Origin of the sequence: Kocuria kalidii (assembly GCF_044462225.1) — a bacterium.
Classification (GTDB): domain Bacteria; phylum Actinomycetota; class Actinomycetes; order Actinomycetales; family Micrococcaceae; genus Kocuria; species Kocuria kalidii.
In genome coordinates, this window is record NZ_JBISWJ010000108.1 from 37,023 (window position 1) to 58,884 (window position 21,862).

The following is a 21,862-nucleotide window of genomic DNA, read 5'->3' on the forward strand; positions in this document are numbered from 1 at the left end:
GGGTCGGCGCCGCTCAGCGGTGGCGCTCGAAGATCTCCTGGTAGGCGGCCGCGAGCCGGAGCGTGTTGTGCACGGCGGTCCCCGGGTGGGCCCGGACCCCGGCGTAGAAGACCTCGGCGCCCAGGCCGCGGGCGACCTGCTCGAGGTCGGCGCCGTCCTCGGTGGCCGTGGGGTCGGCCAGGACGACGTCCAGGGTGAGGTCGGGGCAGTACGCCTGCAGGACCCGCAGGTGGTCGGCGGCCGTCTTGCCGCGGGTCTCGGTGTCCGGCGAGAGGTTGAGGGTCACGCAGCGGCGTGCCCGCGACCCGCAGATCGCCTCGCGCAGCTCGGGCAGCAGCAGGTGCGGGAGCACCGAGGTGTGCCACGATCCCGGCCCCATGACCACCCAGTCCGCGGTTCCGACCGCTTCGACGGCCTGCGGGCACGCCGGGGCGTCCGGGGGCACCAGGCGGACGTTGCACACGTCGGCCTGCTTGGCCAGCAGCGCCTGCCCGGTGATCGTCCGCACCGTGCCGGCGGCACCCGGGGAGCAGCGGCCGGCGCGGTCCGTGACGTCGGGGACGTCGGGGACGTCGCCGGCGATGACCAGCGGCTCCGTGGACATCGGCAGCACCCGGCCGCGGGCGCCGAGCAGGGCGCCCGCCCACTCGAGGCCCGCCACGGGGTCCCCCAGGAGCTCCCAGAGGGTGACGATGAGCAGGTTGCCCAGCGCGTGGTTGTCCAGGGTCGTGGAGCGGCCCTCGAGGGAGCTGAACCGGTGCTGCATGACGTCGCGCCATGTGCGTCCCCACTCGGAGTCGTCGCACAGCGCGGCGAGCGCCATCCGCAGGTCCCCCGGGGGCAGGACGCCGAGCTCGTCGCGCAGCCGGCCGGAGGAGCCGCCGTCGTCGGCCACCGTCACGACGGCCGTGAGCACGGGGGTGATCCGGCGGAGGGCGGCGAGGTTGGCGGCGAGCCCGTGCCCGCCGCCGAGGGCGACGACGGAGGGGCTGCCGCCCCCGGGCCGCCGGGCGGACGGGTCCGGGGAGTGGTGGGGGTCGGCGTCGGCGCCGCTGCCGAGGGGCAGCCGGGGGAAGGCGCCGGTGGGAGGGAGGGTCATCGGGGGTCCAATGCGGGTGAGGGCGAGCCGGTCACTCCCGGCCCATGTCCCGGTGCTGGATGTTGACGGTCACGAGCGGCAGCTTGGCGAGCCTGCGGGCCACCTCCTCGCTCACGGCCACGGAGCGGTGCTTCCCGCCGGTGCAGCCGATCGCGATGGTGGCGTAGTGCTTGTTCTCCGTACGGTATCCCGCGAAGACGGGTTCCAGCATGGCGACGAACCGGTCGACGAACTGTCGCGGGCCGTCGTCCTGGAAGACGTAGTCCCGCACCTCGTCGTCCTTGCCCGTGCGGGGGCGCAGCGACGGGACCCAGTGCGGGTTGGGGATGAAGCGGACGTCGGCCACGTAGTTCGCGTCCGCGGGCACCCCGTACTTGAAGCCGAAGCTGAGCACGGTCAGGCGCAGGACCACGGGCCCGTTGGTGGAGAACAGGTCGGCCACGGCCCGGGACAGCGCGTGCACGTTGAAGCCGGAGGTGTCCAGGACCACGTCGGCGGAGTCGCGCAGGTCCGTCAGCAGGGCCCGCTCGGCGCGGATGCCGTCGAGGATCCGGCCGCCGGCCTGCAGCGGGTGGGGGCGGCGCTGGTGCTCGTAGCGCGAGACCAGCACGTCGTCGGCGGCGTCCAGGAACAGCACCGAGAAGTCGACGTCCGAGGCCTCGAGGGCCGCCAGCGTCTCCCTCATGTCGCTGAAGAGGGCCTTGCCGCGCACGTCGATGACCACGGCGAGCTTGGGCAGCGCCTGCGGGGTGCGCGAGACGAGGTCCGCGAGGGTGTGCAGCATCTGCGGGGGCAGGTTGTCGACGACGTACCAGCCGAGGTCCTCGAGGGCGTTCGCGGCGGTGCTGCGCCCCGCCCCGGACATGCCCGTGACGACGAGCAGCTCCGAGCTGGTCGGCTTCTCGTGGTCCGGTGCGCCCGCCGTCTCGACGTCCGCCCCGGCGGTGTGCTCGCTCATGTCCGCTCCGTCTCCCGTCGTCCTGCCCCGTGCCAGCTGCGCACCTGCCACGGCCGCGCCGCCGCGGGGCCCGCGCGGCGGTCCCGCCCCAGCCTAACGAAGTCCGGGGCGGACCGCGGTCCGGCCACGCGGGCTCCCCGGATCAGGTGAGCACCTCTCCCGTGGTCATGTTGACCGCGGGAGCGGCGTCCTCGTCCCGGGCCTGCAGCGCCGCGGCCACCTTCTCGGACAGGGCCCGCCCGAAACCGGGCACCTGCTCGATCTCCTCCACGCGGGCCGCCCGGAGCTTCTTGACGGAGCCGAAGTGCTTCAGCAGCGCCTTCTGCTTGGCGGGCCCGACCCCGGGCAGCTCGTCGAGCACGGAGACCGTCATGGCGGAGGAGCGCTTCTTGCGGTGGAAGGTGATGGCGAAGCGGTGGGCCTCGTCGCGGATCCGCTGGAGCAGGTACAGTCCCTGGCTCGCGCGCGGCAGGATCACGGGGAACTCGTCGTCCGGGACCCACACCTCCTCGAGCCGCTTGGCCAGGCCGACCACGTGGACGTCCTCGATGCCCAGGTCGGCCAGGGCGCGGGCGGCCGCGGCGACCTGCGGGGGCCCGCCGTCGACCACCACGAGGCTGGGCGGATAGGCGAACCGGGCCCGTTCGGGCACCTCGGCCCGGGCGTCCACCTGCCCGGTGCGCGGTCCGGCGGCCTGCCGCTCGGCCTGCTCCTCGAGGTGCCGGCGGAAGCGCCGGGAGATGACGTCGTACATCGACGCCGTGTCGTCGCGCGCGGCATCCCCCGTGACCGAGAACTTCCGGTACTCCGCCTTCCGCGGCAGCCCGTCCTCGAAGACGACCATGGAGGCGACGACGTTGGTGCCCTGCACGTGGGAGATGTCGTAGCACTCGATGCGCATCAGCGGCACGGGGATGTCCAGGGCCTCCTGCAGCTCCTGCAGGGACGCGGAGCGGGTCGTGATGTCCCCGGCACGCCGGGACTTGTGCAGCTTCAGGGCCTGCCGGGCGTTCTCCTGGACCGTCTCCATGAGGTGCGCCTTCTCCCCGCGCTGCGGGACGGCGATCGAGACCCGGGACCCGCGCAGCCCGGAGAGCCACTCCTCGAGCCGGTCGGCGCTGTCGGCCGGCTCGGAGAGGAGCACGGTGCGCGGGATCGCGTCCTCGCGGTAGGCGGCCTCCGCGGAGGGGCGGTGCTTCGATCCGCCCGGGGACGGGGGCGCGGCCGCCTCGGCGCTCTCGGCGGCGTCCGTGGCGGTGTCCCCGTAGACCTGCTCGAGCAGCTGCTCGAGCAGCCGTCCGCCGTCGGCCTCCTCGACCTTCTCGGTGACCCAGCCGCGCTGGCCGCGGATCCGTCCGCCCCGGACGTGGAAGACCTGGACGGCGGCCTCCAGCTCGTCCTCCGCGAGGGCGAAGAAGTCCGCGTCGGTGCTGTCGGAGAGCACCACGGCGTTGCGCTCGAAGGCCTTCTCCAGCGCGGCGATGTCGTCCCGGCGCGCGGCCGCGGTCTCGAAGTCCATGGCGGCGGCGGCGTCCTGCATCTGCCGCTGCAGCTCCTTGATGAACGGGGTGGCATGCCCGGCCATGAACCGGCACAGGTCCTCCGCGAGGGCGTAGTGGTCCTCGGCCGAGATCCGTCCCACGCACGGGGCGGAGCACTTGTCGATGTAGCCGAGCAGGCACGGGCGCCCGGACTGCTCGGCGCGCCGGTAGACGCCCTTGGAGCACGTGCGGACGGGGAACACGCGCAGCAGGGCGTCGAGGGTCTCGCGGATCGCCCACGCCTGGGAGTAGGGGCCGAAGTAGCGGTTGCCCTTCTTCTTCTCCCCCCGCACCACCTGGGCCCGGGGCACGGACTCGGACATCGTCACCGCCAGGTACGGATAGGACTTGTCGTCCCGGTAGGCGATGTTGAACCGGGGCCGGAACTCCTTGATCCAGGTGTACTCGAGCTGCAGGGACTCCAACTCGCTGCCCACCACGGTCCACTCGACGCCGGCCGCGGTCGTGACCATCGCCCGGGTCTTGGGGCTGAGGGCGTGCAGGGGGGCGAAGTACGAGCTCAGCCGGTTGCGCAGGTTCTTGGCCTTGCCCACGTAGACCACGCGCCCGTACTCGTCGCGGAAGCGGTAGACCCCCGGGGCGGTCGGGATGTCCTGGCGGGCGGGGCGGTAGCTCTCCGGATCGGCCACGGTCCGGTTCCCCCTCAGCGGCCGGTCGGGGCCGGGGAGGTGTACCGGGCCAGCAGCTCCCCGAGCTCGGCCGCGTCCCGGGCCACGGCCGCGAACCCGGTCCCCAGCTCGCCCTCGGCGGCGAAGCCCCACGCCACGCCGAGGCAGTCGATGCCGTGCGCGGCTGCGCCCTCGGCGTCGTAGCTGCGGTCCCCGATCATCACCGTGCGCGCGGGGTCCGGGGCGTCCACGCCGAGCCGGCGCAGGGCCTCGGCGATGATCGCGGGCTTGTCGTGGGCGAGCTCCGGGTGCGCCGGCGCGACCGCGAGGTCGTCCGAGGCGCCGGAGACGGTCTCGAACCACCGGCTCAGCCCGAAGCGCTCGACGGCGAGCTCGGCCGTGGGCTCGGGCTTCTGGGTGGCCACGGCCATCCGCACCCCGGCCCCGTGCAGGACCTCGAGGAGCTCCTCGACCCCGGGGTAGACGCGGGTCTGCGCGAGCCCTTCGGTCCGGTAGCGGGCCCGGTAGGAGGCGACGACGCGCGGGACCTCCTCCTCCGGGACGTCGGTGAAGGCTCGGAGCGAGAAGCCCACGGGCGGTCCCACGAAGCGGCGCAGGTCCTCGGGCACCGCGTGCCCGTGCTCGGCCAGCGCCCGGGCGATGCCGCCCGTGATGGCCCCGGCCGGGTCGAGGAGCGTGCCGTCGAGGTCCCAGAGCACCACCGGGGCCGTCATCGGGCGGCCCCCGCGGGAACGGGGTGCCCGCCGAGGACCTCGGCCAGGAACCGGCCGGTGTGGCTGCCCGTGTTCCGGGCGACCTGCTCCGGGGTGCCCTCGGCCACCACCTGCCCGCCGCCGGAGCCGCCGTCCGGGCCGAGGTCCACGACCCAGTCGGCGGACTTGATGACGTCCAGGTTGTGCTCGATGGTCATCACGGTGTTGCCCTTGTCCACGAGCCCCTGCAGCACGAGCAGCAGCTTGCGGATGTCCTCGAAGTGCAGACCGGTGGTGGGCTCGTCGAGGACGTAGATGGAGCGGCCGTTGGAGCGCTTCTGCAGCTCCGAGCCCAGCTTCACGCGCTGGGCCTCGCCGCCGGAGAGCGTCGTGGCGGGCTGGCCCAGCCGCACGTAGCCCAGACCGACGTCCACGAGGGTGTTCAGGTGCCGGGCGATCGGGCCGAAGGCCTTGAAGAACTCGGCGGCCTCCTCGATGGGCATCTCCAGCACCTCGGCGATGGTCTTGCCCTTGTAGTGCACCTCGAGGGTCTCCCGGTTGTACCGGGCCCCCCTGCAGACCTCGCACGGGACGTAGACGTCCGGCAGGAAGTTCATCTCGATCTTGATCGTGCCGTCGCCCGAGCACGCCTCGCAGCGCCCGCCCTTGACGTTGAAGGAGAACCGCCCGGCCTGGTAGCCGCGCACCTTGGCCTCGGGGGTCTCGGCGAAGAGCTTGCGGATGTGGTCGAAGACCCCCGTGTACGTGGCGGGGTTGGAGCGCGGGGTCCGGCCGATCGGGCTCTGGTCCACGTGCACGACCTTGTCGAGCTGGTCCACGCCGTCGATCCGCTTGTGCCGGCCCGGGACCTGCTTGGCCCCGTTGAGCTTGTTGGCCAGCGACGTGTAGAGGATGTCGTTGACCAGGGTGGACTTCCCGGATCCGGACACCCCGGTCACGGCGGTCAGCACGCCCAGCGGGAAGGAGACGTCGATGCCGCGCAGGTTGTTCTCCCGCGCCCCCACGACCTTGAGCATCCGCTTGCGGTCGACCGCGCGCCGCTGGGCGGGCACCCGGATGGCCCGGCGCCCGGAGAGGTAGTCCGCCGTGATCGACTCCTCGTTGGCCAGCAGCTCCTCGTAGGTCCCCGAGTGCACCACGCGCCCGCCGCGCTCGCCGGCACCGGGGCCGACGTCCACGATCCAGTCGGCCTCGCGGATGGTGTCCTCGTCGTGCTCGACCACGATCAGGGTGTTGCCCATGTCCCGCAGCTTCGTGAGGGTCTCGATGAGCCGGCGGTTGTCCCGCTGGTGCAGCCCGATCGACGGCTCGTCCAGGACGTAGAGCACGCCCACGAGCCCGGCCCCGATCTGGGTGGCCAGGCGGATGCGCTGGGCCTCGCCGCCGGACAGGGTCGCCGCGGCGCGCTCGAGGTTGAGGTAGTCCAGGCCCACGTCCACGAGGAACGTCAGGCGGGCCTGGATCTCCTTGAGCACCTGGTCGCCGATCTTCGTCTCGCGGGTGCTCAGCTGCAGGTCGCGGAAGAACGCGTGGGCCTCGCGCATGGGCATGCGGGTGGTCTCGGCGATGTTCCTCCCGCCCACGGTCACGGCGAGCATGGTGGGGTTCAGGCGCGCGCCGTCGCAGGCCGGGCAGGCGACCTGGCGCATGTACTGCTCGTACCGGTCCTTGGCGTTGTCCGACTCCGTCTCGGCGTGCTTGCGCTTGATGTAGCCGATCACGCCCTCGAAGCCCTGGGTGTAGCGGCGCTCCCGCCCGAACCGGTTCCGGTAGGCCACGGTGACCTGGTAGTCCTTGCCCTCGAGGATCGCCTTGCGCGCCTTGGCGGGCAGCTTGCCCCACGGGGTGACGAGGTCGAAGCCGAGCTCCTGGCCCAGCCCGGCGAGCAGCCGGTTCCAGTACTCGCTGGTGGCCTTGCCCAGCGACCACGGGGCGATCGCGCCCTCCACGAGGGACAGGTCGGGGTTGGGGACCACGAGCTCCTCGTCGACCTCGAGCCGCGAGCCGATGCCGTCGCACTCCGGGCACGCGCCGAACGGCGCGTTGAAGGAGAACGAGCGGGGCTCGATCTCGTCCGCCTGCAGCGGGTGCTCGTTGGGGCACGCGAGGTTCTCGGAGAACGGGCGGCGCAGCTCCAGCGGGTGGGCGATCTCCTCGTCCGTCCGGGGCACGAGCTCGACGACGACGCGGCCCTCGGCGAGGCCCAGCGCGGTCTCGACGGAGTCGGTCAGGCGCTGGCGGATGCCCTCCTTGACCACGAGCCGGTCCACGACCACCTCGATGGTGTGCTTGAACTGCTTCTTGAGCTTGGGCGGGTCCGAGAGCTGGACCGTCTCGCCGTCCACGGTGGCGCGGGAGAAGCCCTTCGCGGTCAGCTCCTGGAAGAGGTCGGCGAACTCGCCCTTGCGCTCCCGGACCACGGGTGCGAGCACCTGGAAGCGGGTCCGCTCCGGCATCTCGAGGAGCTGGTCCACGATCTGCTGCGGGGTCTGCTTCTCGATCGCCTCGCCGCACTCGGGGCAGTGCGGGTGGCCGACGCGCGCCCACAGCAGGCGCATGTAGTCGTAGATCTCGGTGATCGTCCCGACCGTGGACCGCGGGTTGCGGGAGGTCGACTTCTGGTCGATGGACACCGCCGGGGACAGGCCCTCGATGAAGTCGACGTCCGGCTTGTCCACCCGGCCCAGGAACATCCGGGCGTAGGAGGACAGCGACTCGACGTAGCGGCGCTGGCCCTCGGCGAAGATCGTGTCGAAGGCCAGCGACGACTTCCCGGAGCCGGACAGGCCCGTGAACACGACCATGGCGTCCCGCGGCACGGTCAGCGAGACGTTGGCCAGGTTGTGCTCGCGCGCGCCCTGCACGACGATCTCGGTGAGGTCGGACTTGTGGGCGGTCCGGGCGCCGGTGGCGGTCACCGGACCGTCGAGGGGTTCGGAGGGCTCGGTCGACGGACTCATGACCAGGGTGGACGTGGGGATCGGCTCAGACACGCCCTCCACTCTAGTACCGGGCCCGGACATCGTGGCCGGGGCCGTGGGCCGCTTCACACCCGGTCCACGGGGCCGGTCGGGGTGTCCTCGCGGACCGGCTCCCGGGCGGCCGCGGGCGGGGCTGGGTCGTCCGGGAGCGGACCGGTCTGCTGCGGGTCCCGGCCGGCCCCGTCCTGCTGCTGCCGGCGCCGGACCTCGCGGGCGTCCACGGTGCGGGTGACGACCGTGAGCCGGCCCGTGGCCGGGTCGACCTCGACGATGTCCACGGTCCGGCGCAGCGGGACCTCCTTGATGAGGAGCACCGCGCCCAGGGTCACCAGGGACGCGACGGCGGCGACCAGGAAGACCAGGCCGGTGCCCGTGCCGTAGGCCTCGCGCACGACGCCCTCGACGGAGGACGGCAGCGACTCCAGGTCCATGGTGGAGCTGTCCACGGCGGCCGGGTCCCCGCCCCGGGCGCGCGTGCTCGCGGCCAGCTGCCCGGCGAGGTGGGAGCTCATGAGGGCGCCGAAGACGGCCACCGCCACGGCGCCGCCCATGGTGCGGAAGAAGGCGACCGACGAGGACGCCGCGCCCATGTCCTTCAGACCCACGGTGTTCTGCACGGCCAGGACCAGGTTCTGGTTCAGGGCCCCGATGCCGAGGCCCACCAGGAAGATGAAGACGCTCACGGCCCACAGGGCGGTGTCGTGCGTGAGGGTCGCGGCGAGGAACAGGCCCGTGGACATCAGCACGGCGGCGACCACCAGGATGATCTTCCACCGCCCGTAGCGGGTGATCAGCTGGCCCGCGACCGTGGCGCCCACGAGGGAGCCGAACACCTGCGGGAGCATGAGCATCCCGGCCGCGGTGGGGCTGAAGCCCTGGCCGAGCTGGAAGTACTGCCCCAGGTACGTGGTCGAGGCGAACATCGCCCCGCCGGTGGCGATGGCCGCGAGGATGGCCAGGGCGGTGGTGCGCTCGGTGACCACCCGGATGGGCAGGACCGGCTCGGCGGCGCGCCGCTCCACGAGGACGAACAGCACGGTGCCGACGAGGGCGGTGGCCACGAGCGCGGCGGAGACGGGCGAGACCCAGCCGAACATCCCGGGCTGGCCAGCCAGGGACACCCACAGCAGCAGCGCGGAGGCGGAGACGACCAGCAGCACGATGCCGAGCCAGTCGATGCGCACCGTCCGCGGCGCCTGCGGCGGGATCCGCAGGGTGCGGTGCACGAGCACGGCGGCGAGGACCGCCAGCGGGGCGGGGATGAGGAAGACCCACCGCCAGCCGAAGAGGTCCACGATCAGCCCGCCGAGCAGCGGCCCCGCGGAGGTGGCCACGGCCATCGTGGCGCCCATGTAGCCGGCGTAGCGGCCGCGCTCGCGGGGCGGGATGATCGTGCCCATGATGGTCATGGCCAGGGCCATGATCCCGCCCATGGCCACGCCCTGGACCACGCGGGCCAGGATGAGGAACTCGATGGTCGGCGCCAGCCCCGCCATGGCGGACCCGAGCACGAAGATCACGATGGACAGCTGCAGCAGCTTCTTCTTGTCGAAGAGGTCGGCGAGCTTGCCCCAGACGGGGGTGGTCGCGGCGTTGGCCAGGAGGGTGCCGGTGACCGTCCAGGACAGCGAGGTCTGGTCGCCGCCCAGGTCGGCCATGATCACCGGCAGGGCCGTGCCGATGATCGTGAGCGTGACCATCGCCATGAAGAACACCGCGAGGATGCCGGTGAGCGCCCGCAGCACGTCCTGGTGGGAGGCGCCGGTCCCCCCGCCCGGTGCGGCGGTCGGTTGCTGGTCGCTCATCCGGTGGTTCCCTCCTCGTGCTCGCGGTCGGTGTGCTCGTGGTCGGTGTGCTCGCGGTCGGTGGTGTCCCGGTGCTCCGGGGCGGTGTCCTCCCCGTGGCCCGGGCAGGAGGTGGTGCGCTCCTCGCCGAGCGAGCTCAGGAAGACGGAGGTGATCTCGTTGATGGCCCCGCGGCTGGCCCGGGCCCGGTCCTCGTCCCAGTCCTCGAGCCGCACGGCCAGACGCTGGGCGTCCTGCTCGAGCACCGCCCGGGCCTGCTCCCGGCCCCGCTCCGTGATGGCGACGAGCGCGGCGCGCCCGTCCTCGGGGTCCGGCGAGCGCTCCACGAGGCCCGCCTCCTCCAGCCCGGCGAGCTGGCGGCTGAGCCCCGAGGGGCCGAGCCCGGTCTCCGAGGCCATGACCGTGGCCCGGCGGGCGCCGCTGCCGGCGAGGTAGTAGAGCAGGGCGATGGCCGTGGGGTTGAGCCGGCGCTGGCCGGCGTCGGTCTTGGTCACGCGCTTCATGACCCGCTGCAGCTCCAGCAGGTCGCGCACCAGCTCCACGGCGGTGTCGTGGGAGACGGGCACGGGGGGCTCCTCGGGATCGGGCCTGCGGGTGGACGACGACGAAGGGGCACCCGGTCCGCACTCCCCCGTTCCTCGCGGGGTCCCGCGTCGTCGACGACGCGGGGGGCGTGCCACCGGATGCCCTGATAATTTGTTGCCGCACGCAACTTTATGCCCGTGGCGCGGTCCGCGCAACCCGCGCGCGGGGTGCTGCCGGACACGCGCGCCCGCGGCCGCTCGGGCGGGGACGGCGCCCGCTCCCCCCGACCGTCCACCGGGGAGGGGCCGCGCGGAGCGTGCGATTGGCGAGCCACCCGGCACGGGAGTACCTTCGTCCTCATGATCGCATCGAAGACGGAGGTCACCGACCTCGCCGAGGTCACGATTCGCCGGATCTCCGTGAGCGAGATGGACAACAACGTCTATCTGCTCACGTCCAAGGACGAGGGCACGCAGGTCCTCATCGACGCGGCCGACGACGCCCGGGCCATCGCCGGCCTCGTGGGCGCCGGCAACGGGGACTGCTCGAAGGCCTACGGCAGCCTCCAGCTCATCATCACCACCCACTCCCACTGGGACCACGTCCGCGCCCTCGAGGAGGTCAAGTCCCGCTCCGAGGCCATGACGGCCTGCGGCGCCGACGACGAGTCCGACATCGCCGTGTCCATGGACCTGACCTTCGAGGACGGCGACACGGCCGAGTTCGACGGCTTCGACCTCGAGGTCATCGGCCTGCGCGGGCACACCCCCGGCTCGATCGCCCTGGTCTACCGCGACCCGCAGGGTCCGGCGCACATCTTCTCCGGCGACTCCCTCTTCCCCGGCGGCGTGGGCAGGACCGACAGCCCGGAGGACTTCCGGCAGCTGATGGACGACGTCACCGAGCGCGTCTTCGAGCGCTTCGACGACGACACCGTGGTCCATCCCGGGCACGGGAAACCGACCACGCTGGGCGCCGAGCGCCCGCACCTCGACGAGTGGCGCGCCCGGGGATGGTGAACGCAGGACCCGCCGTCGCCCCGGAGAGCTCCGCGGCCGACCGCGGCGCGTACGCGGCCGTCCTGATCTTCCCCGTGCTCGTCCTCGCGGGCGGGATGGTGGGCTTCCTCGTCCCCGGGGCCGTGAACGGACTGACCGGGTGGATCAACCCCCTGCTCGGCGTGGTCATGTTCGGCATGGGCCTGACCCTGCGCCCCGTCGACTTCGCGCTCGTGGCGAAGCGGCCGCTGCCGGTGCTGCTGGGCGTCGCGGCGCAGTACGTGCTCATGCCCCTCGTGGCGCTCCTCGTGGTGCTCCTGCTGCGGCTGCCCCCGGAGCTCGCCGCGGGCGTGATCCTCGTGGGCTGCGCACCCGGCGGCACGGCGTCCAACGTGGTCGCCTACCTCGCCCGCGGTGACGTGGCCCTGTCGGTGGCCATGACCTCGATCTCGACCCTGCTCGCGCCCCTGCTGACTCCCCTGCTCACCCTGTGGCTGGCCGGGCAGTACCTGCCGGTGGACGGCGGCGCCATGGCCTGGTCGATCACCAAGATCGTGCTGCTGCCCGTCGTCGCGGGCCTGGCCGTGCGCCTGCTCGTGCCCCGCCTGGTCGAGCGCGCCCTGCCCGTCCTGCCGTGGGTCTCGGTCGCGGCCATCGCCCTGATCGTGGCCATCGTGGTCTCGGGCAGCGCCGACCGGATCGTGGAGGCGGGCCTGCTCGTGCTCGCGGCCGTGGCCCTGCACAACGTCCTCGGCCTGGTCCTGGGCCACCTCGTGGGGGCCGTGACGCGGCAGCCCCTCGCCGTGCGCCGCACCACGGCGGTCGAGGTGGGCATGCAGAACTCCGGTCTGGCCGCCGGGCTCGCCGCCCAGTACATGAACCCGCTGGCGGCCCTGCCCGCGGCGGTCTTCTCGGTCTGGCACAACCTGTCCGGGGCACTGTTCGCCCTGCTCTGCCGGCGCGCCGACGCCCGCCGCGCCCGCGCTTGAGCGACCACCGGACGGACCGCCGGCAGAACGCCCCGGCGACCGTCCGCGCCGCGTCGGCCACCACCGTCACACCGGAGGACCCGCCGGAGGATCCGCCGGCGGATGCGGGGCAGAGGGCCGGTTCCGCACCCCTGCCCGTCACGGTGGTGCTGCCCTCGCAGTCGCTCGCCGACGCGGCCACGGGCGGGGAGCCGGCCTTCGGCCGGACGCTGCGGCTGGCACTGGCCATGCGGGGCGGGGTGAGCCTCGCCGTGTGGATCGGCGGGGCGGTCGCCGAGCTCGACGTCCTGCGCCGGATCCGGATCCACCGGGACGACCGCGGAGCGCTGCACGCCCATCTCCTGCACCCGGGCACGGCCCCGGATCCCCTGCTCGAGGAGCGCGCGGCGGTGTACGCCCGGCTGCTCGCGGACGCCGGCTACGACCGCGTGGAGCTCGACCTCCTCGCCGGGGCCAGCGCCGGCGGCCTCAACGCCGTGGTGCACGCGGTGGCCCAGCGCGCGGGCACGGACCTGGACGCCCTCGGCCGCATCTGGGCGGAGCACGGCTCCCTCGGCCGGCTGCTGCGCCCGCTCGGACGGCGCCCCGTGAACTCCCTGCTGCGCGGCGACGACTACCTGTGGCCGCGGCTGACGGAGGCGCTCCTCACGCTCCGGGACAGCGCGGAGCACCACCCCGCCCTGGTGGCCGAGCACGTCACCGTCGAGCTCTCCGCCACCGTCCTGGACAGCGACCCCTCGCCCCTCAGCGCGACGGCGGAGGGACGGGGCGACTTCCACTTCTCGTCCCCGGAGCCCGGCTCCCCCGCCCCGCCCCTGGACAACGGCATCCCGGCCCGGGACACCGCACCGGCGGAGGCCGCGGCCGCGCTGTCCCGGCTCGCCTACGCCGCCCGGACGACCGCCTCCTTCCCCGGGGCCTTCGAGCCGGCCTCGGTGTGGTCCGCCCCGACCCCGGGCCCGCTGGGCGCACCGGGTCCGGCTGCCGGACGCCCCGACCTGAGCCACGCGTTCGGCGCGCACCGCAGCCCCGCGGAGCTTCCGTACCGCGTGGTCGACGGCGGGGTGTACGACAACATCCCCATCGACCGGGCCCTGGACGCCGCGCGCACCCGGACGTCGCTGCGGCACGCCGACCGCGGCCTGCTGTACCTCGACCCGGACCCGCCCCACCGCGAGCACGGCGCGCCCTTCGAGCAGAACCTGCCCCGCCTGGTGGGAACGCTCGCCGCCACGGTCACCCGGCTGCGCCGGCGGGAGTCGGACGACGACGAGGTGCTGGCCCTGTCCGACTACCTGGGCGCGCAGCTCGTGGCCCACGGTCGCCTGCACCCGCTCGGGGCCCTCGTGGACTCCTGGGACCCGGCCTCGCTCGAGGAGCGCCGCCGGGCCTATCTCCGCTACCGGGCCCGGGCCGACGCCGCCCTGCTGTCCCGCCTCCTGACCCGGCCCGCGGAGTGGCAGCTCACCTCGACGCTGGCCCGGCGCGACGCCCTGAGGGCACGGCCGCCCCGTGCGCTCGAGCCCGTGCGGACGGAGCTGCTCCGGCGCTACGAGGTCCTCTCCCGGGGTCCCCTCGACGACCCCTCCGCCGCGGCGGTGCTGCGGGGGGCGCAGGCGCTCTACGACGCCGCGTCCTGCATCCTGTCCTGGGTGCGCGCCCTGGAGGAGCGGGGTCCCGCCGGGCAGCCGGGCCCTCCCGGCGGCTGCGACGTGGCCGGCGCCCGGGAACGCGCCTACCGGGTGCTGTCGGCCGCCCGCCACGAGCGCGACCGGCGGTTCCACGCCGTGCTGGCCGCCGGAGCGGACCCCGCGGCCGGGCTCGCGGGGGTCGTCGACCCCTGGCTGGGCGCAGCCGGCGGGGAGCACCGGGAGACGGGCGGCTCCTGGGCCGAGCTCGACGAGGTCGTGGACGCGCTGCGGAACCTGCCCGCGGTGGTGGACCGGCAGCCGGAGCCCGACGGGCCGGGCGCGGCCGACCGGGCGGCGGCCTGGGACGCGTCGCCCTGGTCGCGGATCCCGGCCGGGGACACGGCGCTGGGCGCGGCGGACCTGCCACCGCTGCTGGCCGCGGCCGGGATCCCCGCCGCGGTGTCCCAGGTGGCCTACGGCGAGATCCGCGGGGACCAGGAGCCGGCGGCCCCGGACGCGTTCCCCGCCCTGCAGGAGTCGCGCGCCCGTGACCGTCTCCAGCGGGCCCTCGACGCGCAGGGATCCGGGACGGGGGACGTGGCGCGGCTGCTCGCGGGCGACGCCGGGCGGGTGCCGGCCGGGACCAAGCTGGCCGGTGCGGGCCTGCTGAACTTCCGGGGCTTCCTGGCCGCGGACTGGCGGGCCAACGACTGGTGGTGGGGGCGCCTCGACGCGGCGGCCGGCGTCGCCGGGTTCCTGCGCGGGCTGCCGGTCCCCCCGGCGGCGCCGTTCCCCGGGGCGGCGGACGATCCCCCCGTGGTGCGCACGACGCCGGCCGACGCGGCCGTGCTCGAGCTGCAGGACAGCCTGCTGCGGGACCTGGGCCACGGCTCCGCCGAGCAGGGCAGGGCGGCGGTGGGCGCGAGCGCGGACGGGCTGGACCGGCTGGCCCCGGGCCACCGCCTGTCGCTGGCCTCGCGCGGGGTGCGGGTGCTGGGCCGGGCCCTGGCCGGCGCCCCGGACCTGCCCCGTCCCGTCTGGGAGGTGGTGCTGCTCGTGCTCCAGCCCGTGCTCGTTCTGCTGCCCGCGGCCGTGACCCCGGTGCGCGCCGCGCTGGTCGCCGTCGTGCTGGCGGCCGGGCTGTGGCTGGGCACGGGCCCGGTCGCGGAACCGTCCGGGTCGTGGCCCGGTGCCGCGCTGCTCGCGGCGGGGTCCGCGGTCCTGGTGCTGTCGCTGCTCCGGACGGGGCGGCGCGCGCTCCGGCGCTGGGCGACCGTGGAGGACGCCGCCGTGGACGATGTGCACCCCGGATCCCCGCCCGCGGGGGACGGCTCCGCGCCGGTCCGTGCGGGTGACGTCGCCGCCGCCCGCGACCGCGCCCTGCGGCGGGCCGCCCTGGCGGGAGCGGCGGCGCTCTCCCTGCTGCTCCCGGTCTGGGCGGCCGTGCCGTCCGGGCGCGCCGCCGCGGCGCTGCTCCTGGTGCTCGCCGCCCTGGGCCTGGAGCGCCTCGCCGCCGTGCTGGCGGTGCGGGTGCCGGCGCCCGGCGGCGTGGACGAGGCGGGGCGAGCCGCCCTCGTGGTGCTGGCGGCGGTGGCGGTGGGGACCGGCGCCGCCCTCGCCGGGCTCCCGGACCGCGTGCCGGACGGCGACGGAGCACGCTCGGCCGTGCTGGCGCTGGCGCTGCTCGTGGCCGGTGTCCTGCTCCTGGCGGGCTGGGTGCGGACCGTCCGGGTCCTCGTCGTCGTGCCGGCCGCGGCGGCCCTCGGGGGCACCGCGGCCTGGCTCGCGTGGTCCTGGACGGGGGGACCCGGGTCGCCCGGGGGCGGGTTGGCGGCCGTGGCCGGGGCCGGCTTCGTGTGGGCCGCCGTGCTGTGGTGGGCCCCCGCCGAGCGGATGCTGCGGCACTACGGGGCCGGCGACGAGCTGCTGCCCCGCGGGCGGGCCCCGCGGGGACGGTGGGTCAGAACAGACCGGTGACGCGCCCGTCGTCGTCGATCCCGATCCGCTCGGCGGCCGGCGAGGTGCCGAGACCCGGCATGGTGCGCATCGTCCCGCAGATCGCGTAGAGGTACCCGGCGCCCACGGCGGCCCGGACCTCCCGGACCGGCAGCCGCCACCCGGTGGGCGCGCCCCTGAGCGACGGGTCCGCGGTGGTGGACAGGTGGGTCTTGGCGACGACGACCGGCAGGCCCCCGTAGCCGAGCTCCTCGTAGGCGGCCAGCTGGCGCTCGGCGGCGGGGGCGAGCTCGACGCCGTCCGCACCGTAGACCCGGGTGGCGACCGCGGTGAGCTTGTCCCCGAGGGACTCGGTGAGCCCGTAGGTCGGGGTGTGGCCGGCCGGGTGCTCGCAGGCCGCGGCCACGGCGTCGGCGAGCTCGGCCGCCCCGGCGCCGCCGTCGGCGACCGCCGTGCACACGGCCACCTCCGCCCCCGCCGCCCGGGCGATCCGGCGGATCGCCTCGTGCTCCGAGGGGTGGTCCCCGGGGAACGCGTTGATCGCCACCACCGGGGAGACCCCGAAGGACCGGGCGATCGCCAGGTGGTGGAGCAGGTTGGCCGCCCCCGCCTCGACGTCGCCCGGGTTCTCCTGGAGCATCTCCGCCGGCAGCGCCTTGCCCGGCCGCACGGTGTAGCGCCCGGAGTGGGCCTTCAGCGCCCGGACCGTGGTCACGAGCACGGCCGCGTCCGGGGCCAGGCCGGAGACCCTGGCCTTGACGTTGACCAGCCGCTCCAGGCCCATGTCCGCGCCGAACCCGGCCTCCGTGATGACGTAGTCGGCGTGCGCCATGGCGACGTAGTCGGCGATCACGGAGGAGTTGCCGGTCGCGATGTTGCCGAAGGGCCCGGCGTGGACCAGTGCCGGGGTCGCCTCGAGGCTCTGCAGCAGGTTGGGCTGGAAGGCGTCCTGCAGCAGCACCGCCATGGAGCCGGCGGCCCGCAGGTCCTCGGCGGAGACGGGCCCGCCGTCGTGCGTGTAGCCCACCACGATCCGGCCCAGCCGGCGGCGCAGGTCGGCGAAGGAGGTGGCGAGGGACAGGATCACCATCACCTCGGAGGCGGCCGTGATGTCGAAGCCCGTCTGCCGCGGCACGCCGTCCTGGTGCTCCCCGAGGCCCACCACCACGTTGCGCAGGGCCCGGTCGTTGACGTCGAGGACCCGCCGCCACGTGATCGCGCGGACGTCCAGGCCCAGGGCGTTGCCGTGGTGGAGGTGGTTGTCGATCATCGCCGCCAGCAGGTTGTGGGCGGCCGTCACGGCGTGGAAGTCCCCGGTCAGGTGCAGGTTCAGCTTGTCCATCGGCAGCAGCTGCGCGCGTCCCGCGCCCGCGGCACCGCCCTTGATGCCGAACGTGGGGCCCATGGACGGCTGGCGCAGGGTCAGGACCGCGGAGCGCCCGGTGGCGGCCATCCCCTGGGCGAGGCCCACCGCCGTGGCCGTCTTCCCCTCGCCGAGCGGCGTGGGGGTCAGCGCCGTGACCACCACGTAGCGCACGCCCCGGGCGTGCTTGCGCCCGGCGGCCTCCTCCGGGGTGGACACCTCGTCCGGGCGGGGGTCGACCTTCGCGACGAACCGCCCGTAGGGCTCCAGGCGGTCGGCGGCGATCCCGGCGGCGGCCGCGATCTCGAGGACGGGGCGGGGCACGGCGGCCTGGGCGATCTCCAGGTCCGAGGGCGGCGGGGCGGCGGCGTGGGTCATGGGCCCAGTCTGCGGGACCCGGGGGCGGTCGGGCGAGCGCCCCGCCGCCGCGGCGCCGGTCCGGTGCCCCGCCCGGGGACGGCTCCGACGCGCTCCCGATACAGTGGAGGACGATGAAACTCCTCGAAGCCCTCTCCCCCGAGCTCGGCACGCCGGGCCACCCGTACTACCGCGGCGACTTCGCGACCAACGCGCTGTCGGGCGACGAGGTCTACGAGGGGTTCCTCGGCTGGATCGCCTCCCGGGACATGGAGCTCTACCCGGCGCAGGACGAGGCCGTGCTCGAGTTCGCGAGCGGGTCCAACGTGATCCTCGCGACCCCGACCGGCTCCGGGAAGTCCACCGTGGCCGTCGCCGCGCACTTCGCCGGCCTCGCCGCCGGGCAGCGCTCGTACTACACCGCCCCGATCAAGGCCCTGGTCTCCGAGAAGTTCTTCTCGCTCGTGGAGATCTTCGGGGCGGAGAACGTCGGCATGGTCACCGGCGACTCCGCGGTCAACGCCGACGCCCCGATCGTCTGCTGCACCGCCGAGATCCTCGCCAACGTCGCCCTGCGGGAGGGCCGGGACGCGGACGTGGGGCCCGTGGTGATGGACGAGTTCCACTTCTACTCCGACCCCCAGCGCGGCTGGGCGTGGCAGGTGCCGCTGCTGCAGCTGCCCCAGGCGCAGTTCCTGCTCATGAGCGCCACGCTCGGGGACGTCTCCCGCTTCGAGGAGGGGATCACGGAGCTCACCGGACGCCCGACCACCACGGTCTCCTCCGCGGAGCGGCCCATCCCGCTGCACTACTACTGGTCCGAGGACCCCATCCACGAGGCCCTCGAGGAGCTGCTCGGCACCAACCAGGCGCCGGTCTACGTGGTGCACTTCTCCCAGCTGCAGGCCATGGACCAGGCGCAGAACCTGATGTCCGTCAACGTGCTCACCAAGGAGGAGAAGGAGCGCATCGGCGAGCTGATCGCCGGGTTCCGCTTCGCCGCCGGCTTCGGCAAGACCCTCAACCGCCTGGTCCGCCACGGCATCGGGGTCCACCACGCCGGGATGCTGCCCAAGTACCGCCGGCTCGTGGAGCAGCTCGCCCAGACCGGGCTGCTGAAGGTCATCTGCGGCACCGACACCCTGGGCGTGGGCATCAACGTGCCCATCCGCACCGTGGTCATCACCGCCCTGTCCAAGTACGACGGCGAGCGCACCCGCCGGCTCAACGCCCGCGAGTTCCACCAGATCGCCGGCCGCGCCGGGCGGGCCGGCTACGACACCGCGGGCACCGTGGTGGTCCAGGCGCCCGAGCACGTGATCGAGAACAACAAGGCCATGAAGAAGGCCCACGCCAAGTTCGGCGACGACCAGAAGAAGCTGCGCCAGGTGGTGCGGAAGAAGCCGCCGCAGGGCTTCGTGTCCTGGGGGAAGCCGACGTTCGAGACCCTGGTCGCCGCCGAGCCGGAACCGCTGACCTCGTCCTTCACGGTCACCCACTCGATGCTGCTGAACCTCCTGCAGCGCCCCGGGGACCCGGTGCTGGCGGCGTGGCACCTGCTGACCCACAACCACGAGACGCGCCAGCGCCAGCGCGCCCTGCTCCGGCAGGCCATCGGCATCCTCAAGGAGCTGCGCGCCGCCGGCGTCGTGGAGAAGCTGGACACCCCCGACGAGGAGGGCCGCACCTGGCGGCTGACCGTGGAGCTGCAGGAGAACTTCGCGCTCAACCAGCCGCTGTCCCCCTTCGCCCTCGCGGCCCTGACCCTGCTGGACCGGGAGGACCCCGGCTACGCCCTGGACGTCGTCTCCGTCATCGAGGCGACCCTCGAGAAGCCGCGCCAGGTGCTCAACATGCAGGAGAAGAAGGCCCGCGGGGAGGCCGTGGCGTCGATGAAGGCGGAGGGCCTCGACTACGACGAGCGGATGAAGGAGCTCGAGGACGTCAGCTACGCCAGGCCGCTCGAGGAGCTGCTGACCCAGGCCTTCGAGACCTACCGCTCCGGCGCCCCGTGGGTGGCGCAGTTCGAGCTGACGCCGAAGTCCGTGGTGCGGGACATGTACGAGCGGGCCATGACGTTCGGCGACTACGTGCAGTTCTACGGCCTGGCCCGCTCCGAGGGCATCCTGCTGCGCTACCTCTCCGACGCCTACAAGGCGCTGCGCCAGACGGTGCCGCACGAGCTGCTCCGGGAGGACCTGGAGGACCTCGTCGAGTGGCTGGGCGAGCTCATCCGGCAGACCGACAACTCGCTGCTCGACGAGTGGGAGAAGCTCGCCGCCGGCGAGGAGTCCCCCATGGGCACCTCGGCCGACTCGCTCGAGGAGCTCATCGACGAGCAGCCCCCCGCGATCACCTCCAATCCCCGCGCGTTCCGGGTCATGGTCCGCAACGCCCTGTTCCAGCGCGTCGAGCTGTTCGCCGACGAGAAGGACAAGGTCCTGGGCGCCCTCGACGGCGAGCACGGCTGGGACCGGGACCGGTGGGCCGACGCCATGGACGCGTACTTCGCCGAGCACGAGGACATCTACACGGACCCCCAGTCCCGGGGGCCGGGGCTGGTGCGGATCGACGAGCAGCCCGAGGGCCTGCCCGGCTGCTGGACCGTGCTGCAGGTCTTCGACGACCCGGACGGCCACCACGACTGGGGCATCAACGCCCGCATCGACCTGCGCGCCTCGGACGAGGACGGCTTCCCGGCCGTGGTCGTGGACAACGTGGGGCCCGTCACCGACACGGGACGCTGAGGAGTCCCCGCACCGACGACGACGGAGCCCCCGGCGCGCACCTGCTCGGTGCGCACCGGGGGCTCCGGTTCCCGGGGCGCACCGCCCCGGGAACGGGTCGTCACCCGGCGGAGCTGCTGCCGCTGCGGGGGTCGTGGCCCGGGGTGGTGGTGCCGGTCGCGTCCTGCGTCTCGACGTGGGCACCGGAGAGCGCCTCGGCCTCCGGCGCGGGCACGGCCTCCGGCTCGGGGCCCACACCGGTGCGCTCGAACTCGCTGTGCTTGCCGCGGGCACGGTCCAGCAGGTCGTGGAACTGCTTCTCGGACTCGAGCAGCTCCTGGCGGTGCTTGTCGGAGATCTTCGGCATCTGCCGCTGGTAGCGGGCGGCCTTGTCGGCCAGCTTCCGGCGCTCCGCGGCGGGGGCGTCCTGCGGCAGGGTCACGTACTTCTCGGCCACAGTCTGCAGGCCGTTGAGCACGCGCAGGGCCCGGCCCTTGGGGCTGAAGAGGGAGGCCAGCACGGTGACGACCAGCACGCCCACGATGACGGTCAGCGAGAGGGTGATGCCGACCTCGACGACCTCCACGTGCTCGCCGTTGTTGATGAAGCCCAGGTTGTTCTCGTGCAGCGCGTGCAGGATGAGCTTCACGCCGATGAAGCCCAGGATGATCGCCAGGCCCCAGGAGAGGTAGATGAGCCGGTCCAGGAGACCGTCGATGAGGAAGTACAGCTGGCGCAGGCCCATCAGCGAGAACGCCACGGCGGTGAACACCAGGTAGGTCTGCTGGGTCAGGCCGAAGATCGCCGGGATCGAGTCCAGGGCGAAGAGGACGTCGGTGCCGCCGATCGCGACCATCACGAGCAGCATCGGCGTCATGACCTTCTTGCCGTTCTCGATCGTGAACAGCTTGTCGCCGTCGTACTCGTCCGAGGTGTGCATGAAGCGCTTGGCCGTGCGGATGATGAAGTTGTCCGCCTCGTCGTGCTGGGAGTCCGAGAGCTCGCCCTTGATCAGGGAGCCGGCGGTCAGCAGGAGGATGAGGCCGAAGAGGTAGAAGACCCAGGCGAACTGGTTGATCAGCGTGGCGCCCACGAAGATCAGCGCGGTGCGGGCGATCAGGGCGAAGGTGATGCCGAAGAGCAGGACCTTCTGCTGGTCCTCACGGGGGACCTTGAAGGACGCGATGATGATGAGGAAGACGAAGAGGTTGTCGACCGAGAGCGCCTTCTCGGTGATGTAGCCGGCGTAGTACTCCCCGGCGTACACCCCGCCCCACTCGATGAGGACGAACAGGCCGAAGAGCAGGGCGATGCCCACGTAGATGGCGGACCAGATCGCGGCTTCCTTCAGCTGCGGTTCGTGGGCCTTGCGCACGTGGAACACGTAGTCGAAGAGCAGCAGGCCGACGATGGCCGCGATCGTGACGATCCAGACGGTGAGTGAGACTTCCATGGTTCTGCTTTCGGGGTCGAGTACGGGACAGCCGTAAGTCTCTCCGCCGGCCGCGCGGGACCGTTCCGGTCCGCGTGCTGGGCTCGACCGCTGCGTCCGGCCGGGCTGAGGCACCCG

Annotated in this window: 13 protein-coding genes; 4 read left to right on the forward strand and 9 right to left on the reverse strand. The window is 73.6% G+C overall.

Translation table 11 applies throughout. The features are described 5' to 3' along the window. Nucleotides 1-13: 13 nt before the first annotated feature. The 7 genes from ACH9D3_RS16025 to ACH9D3_RS16055 all read right to left on the reverse strand — a co-directional run bounded on the left by ACH9D3_RS16025 (nucleotide 14) and on the right by ACH9D3_RS16055 (nucleotide 10,313). Nucleotides 14-1,099, reverse strand: a complete 1,086-nt coding sequence (locus tag ACH9D3_RS16025; RefSeq protein WP_396411687.1) for a uridine diphosphate-N-acetylglucosamine-binding protein YvcK — start codon at nucleotides 1,097-1,099, stop codon at nucleotides 14-16. Nucleotides 1,100-1,130: 31 nt separating this feature from the next. Further along, nucleotides 1,131-2,057: an RNase adapter RapZ gene (rapZ, locus tag ACH9D3_RS16030; RefSeq protein ID WP_396398302.1), complete on the reverse strand. Its 927-nt coding sequence runs from the start codon at nucleotides 2,055-2,057 to the stop codon at nucleotides 1,131-1,133. Nucleotides 2,058-2,199: 142 nt separating this feature from the next. Further along, on the reverse strand, nucleotides 2,200-4,248 hold the full coding sequence (gene uvrC / locus ACH9D3_RS16035; protein ID WP_396411688.1) for an excinuclease ABC subunit UvrC: 2,049 nt from the start codon (nucleotides 4,246-4,248) through the stop codon (nucleotides 2,200-2,202). A gap of 14 nt (nucleotides 4,249-4,262) precedes the next feature. After that, the gene (locus ACH9D3_RS16040) at nucleotides 4,263-4,961 is read right to left on the reverse strand and encodes an HAD hydrolase-like protein (protein ID WP_396398304.1); all 699 of its coding nucleotides are present in this window, start codon (nucleotides 4,959-4,961) and stop codon (nucleotides 4,263-4,265) included. Then, on the reverse strand, nucleotides 4,958-7,963 hold the full coding sequence (gene uvrA / locus ACH9D3_RS16045) for an excinuclease ABC subunit UvrA (RefSeq protein ID WP_396398490.1): 3,006 nt from the start codon (nucleotides 7,961-7,963) through the stop codon (nucleotides 4,958-4,960). Before uvrA ends, ACH9D3_RS16040 begins: the two co-directional genes overlap by 4 nt. Before the next feature lie 44 nt (nucleotides 7,964-8,007). Further along, nucleotides 8,008-9,747 (reverse strand): MFS transporter, encoded by a 1,740-nt coding sequence (locus ACH9D3_RS16050; protein WP_396411689.1) that lies wholly within the window; start codon nucleotides 9,745-9,747, stop codon nucleotides 8,008-8,010. Further along, nucleotides 9,744-10,313 carry a MarR family winged helix-turn-helix transcriptional regulator gene (locus ACH9D3_RS16055; protein WP_396398306.1) on the reverse strand — a complete coding sequence of 190 codons (570 nt, stop codon included), beginning with the start codon at nucleotides 10,311-10,313 and terminating at the stop codon, nucleotides 9,744-9,746. The genes ACH9D3_RS16050 and ACH9D3_RS16055 overlap by 4 nt, the downstream gene beginning before the upstream one ends. Nucleotides 10,314-10,631: 318 nt before the next feature. Here ACH9D3_RS16055 and ACH9D3_RS16060 point away from each other — a divergent pair, with 318 nt between their 5' ends. The 3 genes from ACH9D3_RS16060 to ACH9D3_RS16070 are packed head-to-tail and all read left to right on the forward strand — an operon-like array spanning nucleotide 10,632 to nucleotide 15,867. Further along, a complete protein-coding gene (locus ACH9D3_RS16060; RefSeq protein WP_396398307.1) occupies nucleotides 10,632-11,291 on the forward strand; it encodes an MBL fold metallo-hydrolase in 660 nt (219 codons plus the stop codon). Then, nucleotides 11,285-12,259, forward strand: coding sequence for a bile acid:sodium symporter family protein (locus ACH9D3_RS16065; RefSeq protein WP_396398308.1), 975 nt, complete (start codon nucleotides 11,285-11,287; stop codon nucleotides 12,257-12,259). The genes ACH9D3_RS16060 and ACH9D3_RS16065 overlap by 7 nt, the downstream gene beginning before the upstream one ends. Then, nucleotides 12,256-15,867 carry a DUF3376 domain-containing protein gene (locus tag ACH9D3_RS16070; RefSeq protein ID WP_396411690.1) on the forward strand — a complete coding sequence of 1,204 codons (3,612 nt, stop codon included), beginning with the start codon at nucleotides 12,256-12,258 and terminating at the stop codon, nucleotides 15,865-15,867. The genes ACH9D3_RS16065 and ACH9D3_RS16070 overlap by 4 nt, the downstream gene beginning before the upstream one ends. Here the strand turns inward: ACH9D3_RS16070 and ACH9D3_RS16075 are convergent. Further along, nucleotides 15,851-17,587, reverse strand: a complete 1,737-nt coding sequence (locus ACH9D3_RS16075) for a formate--tetrahydrofolate ligase (RefSeq protein ID WP_396398310.1) — start codon at nucleotides 17,585-17,587, stop codon at nucleotides 15,851-15,853. The genes ACH9D3_RS16070 and ACH9D3_RS16075 overlap by 17 nt on opposite strands. 113 nt (nucleotides 17,588-17,700) lie before the next feature. Here ACH9D3_RS16075 and ACH9D3_RS16080 point away from each other — a divergent pair, with 113 nt between their 5' ends. Then, nucleotides 17,701-20,313 (forward strand): DUF3516 domain-containing protein, encoded by a 2,613-nt coding sequence (locus tag ACH9D3_RS16080; RefSeq protein ID WP_396411691.1) that lies wholly within the window; start codon nucleotides 17,701-17,703, stop codon nucleotides 20,311-20,313. A 100-nt stretch (nucleotides 20,314-20,413) separates the two neighbouring features. On the opposite strand, the gene ACH9D3_RS16085 is transcribed toward ACH9D3_RS16080, so the two are convergent. Continuing rightward, nucleotides 20,414-21,745: a TerC/Alx family metal homeostasis membrane protein gene (locus ACH9D3_RS16085; protein WP_396411692.1), complete on the reverse strand. Its 1,332-nt coding sequence runs from the start codon at nucleotides 21,743-21,745 to the stop codon at nucleotides 20,414-20,416. Between the last annotated feature and the right edge of the window lie 117 nt (nucleotides 21,746-21,862).